Below are 9,969 nucleotides of genomic sequence, written 5' to 3' on the forward strand. Positions count from 1 at the left end.
GCTCAGGCTCCCTTCTGCGGGACGAGCTGGAGGTAGATCGCGGTCAGGACGACATTCACCAGGAACAGCAGCAGGAAGGTGATGACGACGGACTGGTTGACCGCGTCGCCGACGCCCTTGGGGCCGCCCTTGGGGTGCAGGCCGCGGTAGGCGGCGACGATGCCCGCGATGAAGCCGAAGATCACGGCCTTGATCTCGCTGATGTACAGGTCGGGGAGCTGGGCGAGCGCGGAGAAGCTGGACAGGTACGCGCCGGGGGTGCCGTGCTGGACGATGACGTTGAAGAAGTAGCCGCCCGCGGTGCCGACGACCGAGACCAGGCCGTTGAGGAAGACCGCGACGAGCATCGTCGCCAGGACGCGCGGCACGATCAGCCGCTGCACCGGGGAGACGCCCATCACCTCCATCGCGTCCAGTTCCTCGCGGATCTTGCGCGAGCCGAGGTCGGCGCAGATGGCGCTGCCGCCCGCGCCCGCGATGAGCAGGGCGACGATCAGCGGGCTCGCCTGCTGGATGACGGCCAGCACGCTGGCGCCGCCGGTGAACGACTGGGCACCCAACTGCTGTGCCAGTGAGCCGACTTGCAGGGCGATGACGGCGCCGAAGGGGATCGAGACCAGGGCGGCGGGCAGGATCGTCACGCTGGCCACGAACCAGAACTGCTCGATGAGTTCGCGCATCTGGAACGGCCTGCGGAAGGTGTCGCGCACGGTGGTGGCGGCGAGCGTCATGAGCTGCCCGGTCTCGCGCAGCGCGCCGGTGCCGGGGATCGGGCGGCGCGGCACGGTGACGCGTTCGGGGCGCGGCGGGGTCGGCTCGGGTCCCGGTCCCGGGACCCGTACGGGCGCGGTCATGCGGGCTCCCCCTGGACGGGGACGAGTCCGGCCTGTACGGCTTCGCGGGTCGCGGCCGGGAGCTGGTCCCACATGGCCAGGACGCGGGCCCTGCGGCGCTGTACCGCCTGCCGGGGCGGCAGTCCGGGTGACGGTTCGAGCTGCGGCGCGACGCGGCGCGGGGCCGCGGGCAGCTCGCGGCCGTTCAACTGCTCGCGGGCCAGGGCCGCTTCGTCCTTCTCCTCCGACATCCCGATCGGTCCGTCGCGGCGTCCGCTGAGGAACTGCCGTACGACCGGCTCGTTGCTGGTGAGCAGCAGCTCGCGGGGGCCGAAGGCGACCAGTTCGCGGCGGAAGAGCATGCCCATGTTGTCGGGCACGGTCGAGGCGATGTCGAGGTTGTGGGTGACGATCAGCATCGTCGCGTCGATCTGCGCGTTGAGGTCGATGAGGAGCTGCGAGATGAACGAGGTGCGGACCGGGTCGAGGCCGGAGTCGGGTTCGTCGCACAGGATGATCTGCGGGTCGAGCACCAGGGCGCGGGCGAGTCCCGCGCGTTTGCGCATGCCGCCGGATATCTCGCCCGGCAGTTTGCCCTCGGCACCGAGGAGGCCGACCATGTCGACCCGCTCCATGACGATGCGGCGGATCTCTGACTCCTTTTTCCTGGTGTGCTCGCGCAGCGGGAAGGCGATGTTGTCGAAGAGGTTCATCGACCCGAAGAGCGCGCCGTCCTGGAACATCAGGCCGAACATCTTGCGCGCCTCGTAGATGTCGCGCTCCGGGCTGTTCACCATGTCGACGCCGCCGACGAGCACCCGGCCGCGTTCGGGCTTGAGCAGGCCGATGAGCGATTTCAGGAAAACCGTCTTGCCGGTTCCGGAAGGGCCGAGCATCACGCTGACTTCACCGGGCGGCAGTGTGAGCGTGACGTCCTGCCAGACGTTCTGCGTACCAAAGGACTTGGTGAGTCCTTCGACGATCACTTCGATTCCCATTGCACCTCCCGGAGCTGATCAGTGGTGGGGCGGTTCGGGAAAGGCGATCTCCGGATCGCATCCCGAGGCCGCGATGGGCACGCACAGCGGTCCCTGGATGAGATTCAGTGAGTTGCCGTGCCCCGATATCGCCGAGGTGAAGAGGGAATTCAGGTTCTCTCCGTGGCTGCCGCAGCCGGTGAACGGGGGAATGTAGAGGTCGTCCTGGGCCAGCGGCCCGCCGTCCTGCACTCCGTAGTCCGTGGGTCCGGTCGGGCGGCCGGTCAGTGAACTGCGGTCGTAGCCGACGAGTTTGATGTCCAGCGGCGCCGAGGCGCGGCAGTCGGCGCCGACGTCCAGCGGTACGCCGTTGACCTTGACGTCGGACAGCCGCAGTTCCTGCTTGCCGTAGATGGTGCTGGTGGTGATCGTGCCGAGGTTGCTGGTGCCGACCGTGACGACGGTCATCAGGCCCTTGGGGAGCAGTTCCATCCGGGCGGTGACCGGCACGAACCCGAAGGTCAGGAAGGTGGTGTCGGACGGCGGCAGGGCCAGCTTCGCGATCGAGTCGATCTCGAAGTACTGCTTGAGCGGGTCGGGGTCGGTGAACTCCGTCCAGATGCTCTTCTGCACGACGGTGACGCGGGTCGGCTTCTTGGTCAGGTCGTTGATGACCGCGGCGCCCTTGAGCTTGAAGACGTTGGAGTAGCCGGTGACGTAACCGCACTGGGAGTACGGGGGGAACGGCGGGTCGCCGGGGCCGGGGCTGCGGACGGCGTTGGGCGGCCGGGGAATGGAGTCCATGACCGCGGGGTCGGTGTCGCCCTCCGGCGGGTCCTCGCAGTCGTGCACGCCGGAGTGCGGGGGCGAGGCCAGCGTGATGGTGTTGCGGCCCTCGGACCGGGCGGAGTCGGGGGCTCCGTCGCCCGCGCCCTCGCCGGTCTTGCCGACGCCCGCGCGGGAGCCGGTGCGCGGCGTGGGGGCGGCGGCCGAGGAGCCGCCGGGCGCGGTGGCGTGGCCGGGTCCCGAGGAGCCGCCGGGGGTGCCGGGGACGGAGACGGTACCGAGGAGGTCGCCCTGGTCGGGCTTGGGGGCGCAGGTGCCGATGATGTCGGCGGCGTCCTTGGCGGCCTGGCCCGTACCGGCGGAGTCCGCGGCCGTGCCGGTCGCGCTGTCGGTGCCGGACGCGCTGTCGCTGTCGGACGCGCTGTCGGTGCCCGACGCACTGTCGGTGCCGGTGCTCGGGGAGTCGGGCGGTGCGGACGCGGGGTCGGTCACGGGGCTGAGCTTGAGGTCCAACTCCCCTGCGGTGAAGCGCACTTCGCCGGAGGCGGTGACCGTCAGCGGCGGCACCGCGCCGCCGAAGGTGAGCACCAGGTCCCCGTCGCCCTTGAGCGGTGTCGAGGGGGCGGTCAGTCCCGGCCATACGGCGTCCGCTCGCGAAGTGCCCTGCGCGACATGGGCGGTGAGGCTCGCGGCGCCGGTCAACGCTGTGGTGCCGGCGGGCAGCAGCGCCTCGGCGCCGGCCCGCGGCATGGTGACCGTCGCCGTCAGGTCGCCCGGCTGGATGGGCTTTCCGACCACGGCGGTGTCCGGGTAGTTCTGCACCAGCGCGACGGTGACGTCCTGGACGACGGCCTTGTCGGTGCCGCCGGTGCCGCCGGAGCCGTCGGCGGCCGTACCGGCGGGGAAGGCGCACGCGTATCCGAGGGTCACCTTGCCGTCCTGGCCGCTGGCCGCGGAGTCGGGTCCTGGCAGCAGTCCGGCCAGGAGCGCCGCCGCTGCGACAGCGGCGAACCGCACCGCGCGGCGCGGCTTCACGGCACCCCTCATTACGGAACTCCTCAGGAAGGCGTCGGCGACGCAGGACATTACGGTCGAGTAATAAGGCCCCACAAGTGATCGACCGGACGAATATTCGACGGCGTGGACCGGGGCGGATTTCCTGTCACCGAATGACAAAACACAAGCGGAGTTTTGTCCTCCAGTGCGTGTTCGGGACCCCGGCCGCCACTGCGGCGGTCCGGGGTCCCGGTTCGGCCGGCGCGGGCTTCAGCGGTCGCGGCGGCCGGTGTTACGCGAGGGGCGGGGCTCAGGGAGAGACGACCTTCAGCGTCGTGGGGGTCACGACGTAGCCGGCCGAGTAGGTGGCCAGGTCGTTGTTGTTGATCAGGCCGAGGCACAGACCGGAGACGTTGTACGCCTTGAGGGTGCCGCCGGTGATGGCCAGCGTGTGGGTGGAGTTGGTGTACGTGGCGTTGAGGGTGGCGCCGTTGCCCACGCCGCTGGGGTCGGCGAAGGTCGCGTTGCACAGACCGGACAGGGTGGCCTTGACGCCGGTCAGCGTGCCGGTGGTGACGCCCGCGGACGTGGTGGCGGCGGTGCCGGTCAGCGTCCACGGGGTGCCCTGGGCGGCGACGGAGAAGGTGATGCCGCCGACCTTGCAGGTGTTCCACGAGACGGTGTTGATGGTGCCGAGGGTGCCGCCGTGCGAACCGTTGGTCACGGTGGCGGTGGCCGCCGACGAGGTGCAGGTGAGCTTGGTGCCCGTGGTGGTGTCGGTCAGCGTGGGCGTGGTGGCCGTCGCGGTGATCGCACCGGTCGACGAGCTGCCCGAGACGGTGTACGTGACGGCCGAGGCCGGGCTGACCGCGAGGCCGAGCGCCGCCGCCATCGCGGCACCGGTGACCATGGTTCCCTTGGCGGTCCTGGAGAGCTTGTGCACGGGCTGATCCTTCCTGGGAGATGACGTACCTGATAAACCGGCTTCCGCGTCTTCCATGTGTGGCGGGAAGGGGAATTCGGTTACGACTCACTACCTGGAACGTGGCACCGATTCCGCTCGGTTGCCCTTGCGGAGCAGGACGTTACGCACGGGTAACCCGGAGGCGCAATAATCCCGGCCAAGATTCTCCGGCGGACCCTACTCTCGGGTATTTTTCTGTCACGGAAGCAACAGTGCGCCGGGATTTTTTATAAGCAAGTGAGCAAGTCGGCCGCACGGTGCGCGCATCGGCCGACCCGACGGGCGATCACCCGGAGTGCAACCATGGCCATCGGTCGCCGTCGCGGGCCTGACACGTTTCCGTGTGCAAGGTGCTGCGTTCCGTACGCGATTGGTCTATGTTGCAGCGAGGTTGCCCGCGGCTACCATGCGTGGCACACCACTTCACCGGTTCACCGGCCAGCAGGGCCGTCGCGGGAGGGGGGTACGGACATGACCGTAACGCGGCAGACGCCGGAGCAGGCGGAATCAATCGGTCCGATTCCACGGGAGTTCGCCGCCATCATGCGGCCGGAACTGCCCAGCCTTTTAAAAGAGATGGCCACGGAAATCGTCACCACGATCCCCGAATACGGCCACTTGCTGGAGGGCCCGAACGCCCGGGTGATCAAAATCGGTATCGAGCAGAGCATCGCCACTTTCGTCGACCGGGTGGCCGCGCCGACCGCGACCACCGCGCTCCGCGACGACCTGTGCCGCCAGTTCGGCCGCTTCGAGGCGTACGAGGGCCGCAGCCTGGACAACCTCCAGGCCGCGTACCGCATCGGCTGCCAGGTGGCGCTGCGCCGGGTGCGCAGCGTGGGCCGCCGCTACAACCTGTCGGCGTCCTTCATGCTGACCTTCGCCGACGCGCTCTTCGCGTACATGGGCGATCTCGCCGAACTCTCCCGCGAGGGCTATGTACAGGCGATGGCGGAACTGGGCGAGGAGCCCGACAATCGCCGCCGCCGACTGCTGCGGCGGATTCTCAACGGCGCCTCCGTGGCCCGCAGCGCGCTGGCGGAACTGGCCGAGCACTCGGCGTGGCCGCTGCCGGAGGAGGTGACGCTGATCGCGGTCGCCCCCGACACGCGTCCGGCCGGGGCGGCGCTCGACAAGGACATCCTGATGGACTTCGCGGACCCGGAGCCGCATCTGCTGGTGCCGGGACCGTTCACCGACGAGCGGCGGGAGCGGCTGCACGCGGCGCTCAACGGCTGCCGGGCGGCGATCGGGCTGACCACCTCGCTGAGCGAGGCCGCGGATTCGCTGCGCTGGGCCCGGCACACACTGGCGCTTGCCGACGCCGGGATCATCGACGACGACTCGGTGGCACTGAGCGAGAACCATCTGCTGCCGCTGTGGTTATTGGGCGATCCCGCGCTGGTCGCGCAGATCGCCAAGCGCTATCTGGGGCCACTGGTCGGGCTGACCGCCACCCAGCGCGCCCGGCTGATCGACACCCTGCGGATCTGGCTGACCACCCGCGGCACCGCGGCGCAGATCGCCGACCAGCTCGGCGTGCACCCGCAGACCGTGCGCTACCGGATCCGTATCCTCGACCGCGCTTTCGGCGACCAACTCGCGCGCCCCGACGACCGGTTCGCCACCGAGATCGCGCTGCGCGCGCTGCACCTCCAGGAGAACGGCGAAACGCCGGACGGCGGCCTCCTGTCGGAGGACCGCCGCCCGGCGCGCGACCCCTCACGTTACGAGGAGTAGACCTCGAACTCGGAGATCTGGCCCGCGGGCCAGCCGGTGTTGCCGGTGATGGTCAGCCGTACGTAGCGGGCGCTCGCGGGAGTCACCGGGATGGTGACGGTGTTCCCGCTCGCGGGGTTGAAGGTGTAGCCCGCGGACGACTTCAGCGTGCTGTAGGTGTTGTTGTCGGTGGAGCCGAGGACGCTCAGCGTCTCGGTACGGGTGGCCCACGCCGTGGCGGGCGGGAGCTTGAGGACGACCCGGCCGACGGTCCTGGCCGCGCCGAGGTCGACGGTCAGCGACTGCGGGAAGGCGTTGTTGGTGCTCTCCCAGTAGCTGTTGGCGTTGCCGTCCACCGCGTTGCCCGCGACGTAGAGATCGGAGTGACCGGTGTCGGAGGCCGGGTGCCCCTGGGCCAGGTTGCCGGAGGCCGGGGTGGTGGGGGGCGTGGTCGGCGGGGTGGTCGGGTTGCCCGAGCCCGGCTGCGGCCAGGTGGAGCAGTCGTTCCAGTTGCTGTCCCAACCGCTGTTGCCCGCACCGCGGTTGATGGTGAAGGCGGGCAGGTTCGCCGGGTAGGAGCAGTTGTACGTACCCGTCGCGCCGGTGCCGGTGGCCGTCACATTGGTGAAGGTCGCGGAGCCGGGCGTCTCGGCCTGCACCACGACCGTGCCGGTGTTGCTGGCCGTCGCGCCGCTGACGGTCACGCCGTTGATGGTGTAGCCGTGGCCGCCGCCGGAGACGAACTCGAAGTCGCTGTACGGGCTGCCGATGAAGGTCGTGTTGCTGATCCGGATGTCGTTGTTGATCGCGTAGTCGTAGCTGTCGACGCGCAACGCACCCATCGGGTGGCCCCAGTTGGGGTTCAGCGCGCCGGTACGGATCAGGGTGTTGCCGGAGACCGTGACGGTGCCGGACAGCGGGTTGAAGGGCTGGAGGAACGCCTGGTTGGAGATGGCGATGCCGCCGCCGAGCGCGTTGGTGTCGGCGATCACGTTGTTGGAGACGGTGTTGTTGCTGCCGCCGTAGATCGCGATGCCGTTGGCCAGGTTGGGCTGCACGATGGTGTTGTTGCTGAAGGTGTTGCCCGTGTCGGGCGCGCCGAGCGACCACATGGCGAGACTGTCGTCGCCCTGGTTGCGCAGGAAGTTGTTCTTCACCTGGACGCCGTTGGCGCTGCCGTCCAGGTTGAGGCCGTCGGCGGTGGTGCCGAGGATGCGGTTGTTCTGCACCACGAGGTTGTTGTTGTTGCCGGTCAGCCACAGACCGCACTTCTCGCGCTGCACCCAGATCCCGGAGACCACCGAGTTCGGGCCGAGGCTGCCGGTGATGAAGCTGTCGGGCGAGCCGTCGTTGCGGACGCTGACCTCGCCGAAGACGGCGAAGTCGTACAGCTTGGTGTTGCCGCTCGCGCTGGTCTGGTCGATCAGGTGCGAGCTGTGCAGGACGGAGTACCAGTTGCCCGCGCCGCGGATGGTGACGCCGTCGGCCTGGATGGTGGAGCCCAGCTTGAAGTCGCCGGACGGGATCCAGACCTCCTTGCCCTGCGACTTCGCCTGGGCGATGGTCGTGTTGAAGGCGCTGGTGGAGTCGGCGCTCCCGGTGGCGTCGGCGCCGTTGCTGACGACGGATATGGAGTTCGCCGGGGCGCTCGCCGCCCCCGCCACCTGCTCGAAGTCGGCGACGTCGATGGTGGCCTGGCCGGTGTCGCCCGCGTCGAGCTGGAGCTTGACCTTGGCGCCGGCGGCCAGATTCTGGCCCAGCTTGATCCGCGAGTCGTCGAAGAAGTGGTGGGTCTTGGAACCGGCGATCCACGACGTGTCGACGTAGCTGTACTGCGCGGTGACCGCCAGCTTCTGGCTGATCTTGGTGCCGTTGACGTAGACCGAGACGGTGCCTGAGGCGCCGCGCGGCAGGTTGTAGGCGACATCCACCGCGTTGGCCGGGGCGGTCAGGGTGAACTCGACGTACTTGCCCTGGCCGTTGAGGCTGACCGCGCGGCGGCCCGACGCCTCGGAGGCGACGGTGGACTGGGTGTAGTCGGGGCCGACCGCCGAGCCGTTGGTGGCGGCGGCCTCGGCCTCGTACTCGGTGAACGGGACGCTCGCGCCTCCGCTCACGGCGAAGGGCGAGACGGTCGATACGGAGGGGGCGGCGCTGGCCGACTGGGCCGTCACGGCGAGCGCGAGCCCGCCCGCGACGACCGCCGCCGCGGTGGCGGAAGCCAACCAGGCCGTGGAACGACGTCTGTTGTCCATGGGGTGGGGGGTGTCCCTTCTGACTGGAGTCACAGAGGTGACGCACACCCTAGAGATGTCATGCATGAGACAGCAAGATGTCGATTGGATTTCGCAAAATTTGGATGGCTTGCAGAGATCTCGCAAATTCACCGCAAGAAACTTGCGCCACCTGTACTAGAATCGACGCCATGACACGACGACTTGCCGAGGTGGCAAAGAAGGTCGGGGTGAGTGAGGCCACCGTCAGCCGCGTGCTGAACGGGAAGCCTGGCGTCTCCGACGGAACCCGGGCAGCGGTCCTCACCGCTCTTGACGTGCTCGGTTACGAACGGCCCACCCAGCTCCGGGGGGAACGCGCCCGGCTGGTCGGCATGGTCATGCCCGAGCTGCAAAATCCGATCTTCCCGGCTTTCGCCGAGGTGGTCGGCGGCGCGCTGGCGCAGCAGGGCTTCACCCCGGTGCTGTGCACCCAGACCGCGGGCGGCGTCTCCGAGGCCGACTACGTGGAACTGCTGCTCCAGCAGCATGTCTCCGGCGTGGTCTTCTTCGGCGGGCTCTACGCCCAGGCCGAGTCACCGCACGACCACTACGCGCGGCTGGCCGAGCGCAATCTGCCCACCGTGCTGATGAACGCGGCCATCGACCATCTCGACTTCCCGCGCGTCAGTTGTGACGACGCGGTCGCGGTCGAGCAGGCGATGAACCACCTCATCTCGCTCGGCCATCAGCGGATAGCCCTCGTGCTCGGCCCGCCCGACCACGTACCGTCGCGCCGCAAGCTCGCCGCCGCCCGCCGGGTCGACCCGTCGGTGACCGTCGAGCACGCGCTGTTCACGTTGGAGGGCGGCCAGGCGGCGGCCAGCCGGCTGCTCGCGCGCGGCATCACGGCCTTCATCTGCGCGAGCGACCTGCTGGCGCTCGGCACCATAAGGGCGGCTCGCAGACGGCGGCTCTCGGTGCCGGAGGACGTGTCGGTAATCGGTTACGACGACTCGTCGCTGATGAACTGCACAGAGCCGCCGCTGACCACCGTCCGGCAGCCGATCGAGGCGATGGGCCGGGCGGCCGTGGACCTGCTGGCCGGAGAGATCAGCGGGGCGTCGGTCGACCACGACGAGCTGTTCTTCGAACCGGAACTGGTAGTACGCGGTTCCACCGGTCCCGCCCCGCACCCCTCCCGCCTCCCCCACCCGGAGGCCCGCGCCAACGTCTGACCCCGCACCACGAGTCACCCGCGAACCCGGACCTGAGCCAGGGCCCGAGCCGGAGCCAGAGCCGGGTTCGGGTTGACCAGGGCCCGAGCCAGGATCAGGGCCAGGACCTGGGCTGAGCCCGTCCCGGGCTCGGCCCGAGCTCAGCCATGCCACCGCGGGGGGGGGGGGGGGGGGGGGGGGGGGGGGGGGGGGGGGGGGGGGCGGGGGGCCGCCCAGGGGGGGGTAGGAAGGGGGTGGGTAGCG

Annotated in this window: 7 protein-coding genes; 2 read left to right on the forward strand and 5 right to left on the reverse strand. The window is 69.5% G+C overall.

Going from position 1 to position 9,969, the window contains the following annotated elements; translation table 11 throughout:
* Positions 1–2: 2 nt before the first annotated feature.
* The 4 genes from ACZ37P_RS01980 to ACZ37P_RS01995 form a co-directional block, all read right to left on the reverse strand.
* Positions 3–854, reverse strand: coding sequence for an MlaE family ABC transporter permease (locus tag ACZ37P_RS01980; protein ID WP_188279770.1), 852 nt, complete (start codon positions 852–854; stop codon positions 3–5).
* Positions 851–1,831 carry an ABC transporter ATP-binding protein gene (locus tag ACZ37P_RS01985; protein WP_355334456.1) on the reverse strand — a complete coding sequence of 327 codons (981 nt, stop codon included), beginning with the start codon at positions 1,829–1,831 and terminating at the stop codon, positions 851–853. Before ACZ37P_RS01985 ends, ACZ37P_RS01980 begins: the two co-directional genes overlap by 4 nt.
* Before the next feature lie 18 nt (positions 1,832–1,849).
* Positions 1,850–3,643 (reverse strand): DUF6801 domain-containing protein, encoded by a 1,794-nt coding sequence (locus tag ACZ37P_RS01990; protein ID WP_467344343.1) that lies wholly within the window; start codon positions 3,641–3,643, stop codon positions 1,850–1,852.
* A 259-nt stretch (positions 3,644–3,902) separates the two neighbouring features.
* Positions 3,903–4,535 (reverse strand): hypothetical protein, encoded by a 633-nt coding sequence (locus tag ACZ37P_RS01995; RefSeq protein ID WP_355334461.1) that lies wholly within the window; start codon positions 4,533–4,535, stop codon positions 3,903–3,905.
* Positions 4,536–5,027: 492 nt separating this feature from the next.
* On the opposite strand from ACZ37P_RS01995, the gene ACZ37P_RS02000 reads away from it, so the two are divergent.
* A complete protein-coding gene (locus ACZ37P_RS02000; protein ID WP_391160020.1) occupies positions 5,028–6,296 on the forward strand; it encodes a PucR-like N-terminal domain-containing protein in 1,269 nt (422 codons plus the stop codon).
* On the opposite strand, the gene ACZ37P_RS02005 is transcribed toward ACZ37P_RS02000, so the two are convergent.
* A complete protein-coding gene (locus tag ACZ37P_RS02005; RefSeq protein ID WP_467344345.1) occupies positions 6,284–8,530 on the reverse strand; it encodes a galactose-binding domain-containing protein in 2,247 nt (748 codons plus the stop codon). The two genes, ACZ37P_RS02000 and ACZ37P_RS02005, sit on opposite strands and share 13 nt — an antisense overlap.
* A gap of 170 nt (positions 8,531–8,700) precedes the next feature.
* Between ACZ37P_RS02005 and ACZ37P_RS02010 the strand changes: the two genes are divergently transcribed.
* Positions 8,701–9,726: a LacI family DNA-binding transcriptional regulator gene (locus ACZ37P_RS02010; protein WP_188279764.1), complete on the forward strand. Its 1,026-nt coding sequence runs from the start codon at positions 8,701–8,703 to the stop codon at positions 9,724–9,726.
* Positions 9,727–9,969 lie beyond the last annotated feature (243 nt).

The sequence above is a fragment of the Streptomyces sp. NPDC024632 genome, assembly GCF_055559175.1.

Excerpts from the sequence above, each read along its gene's own strand:
- ACZ37P_RS01980 (WP_188279770.1), bottom strand. The coding sequence starts at position 854 with ATGACCGCGCCCGTACGGGTCCCGGGACCGGGACCCGAGCCGACCCCG.
- ACZ37P_RS01985 (WP_355334456.1), bottom strand. The coding sequence starts at position 1,831 with ATGGGAATCGAAGTGATCGTCGAAGGACTCACCAAGTCCTTTGGTACG.
- ACZ37P_RS01990 (WP_467344343.1), bottom strand. The coding sequence starts at position 3,643 with ATGAGGGGTGCCGTGAAGCCGCGCCGCGCGGTGCGGTTCGCCGCTGTC.
- ACZ37P_RS02000 (WP_391160020.1), top strand. The coding sequence starts at position 5,028 with ATGACCGTAACGCGGCAGACGCCGGAGCAGGCGGAATCAATCGGTCCG.
- ACZ37P_RS02005 (WP_467344345.1), bottom strand. The coding sequence starts at position 8,530 with ATGGACAACAGACGTCGTTCCACGGCCTGGTTGGCTTCCGCCACCGCG.
- ACZ37P_RS02010 (WP_188279764.1), top strand. The coding sequence starts at position 8,701 with ATGACACGACGACTTGCCGAGGTGGCAAAGAAGGTCGGGGTGAGTGAG.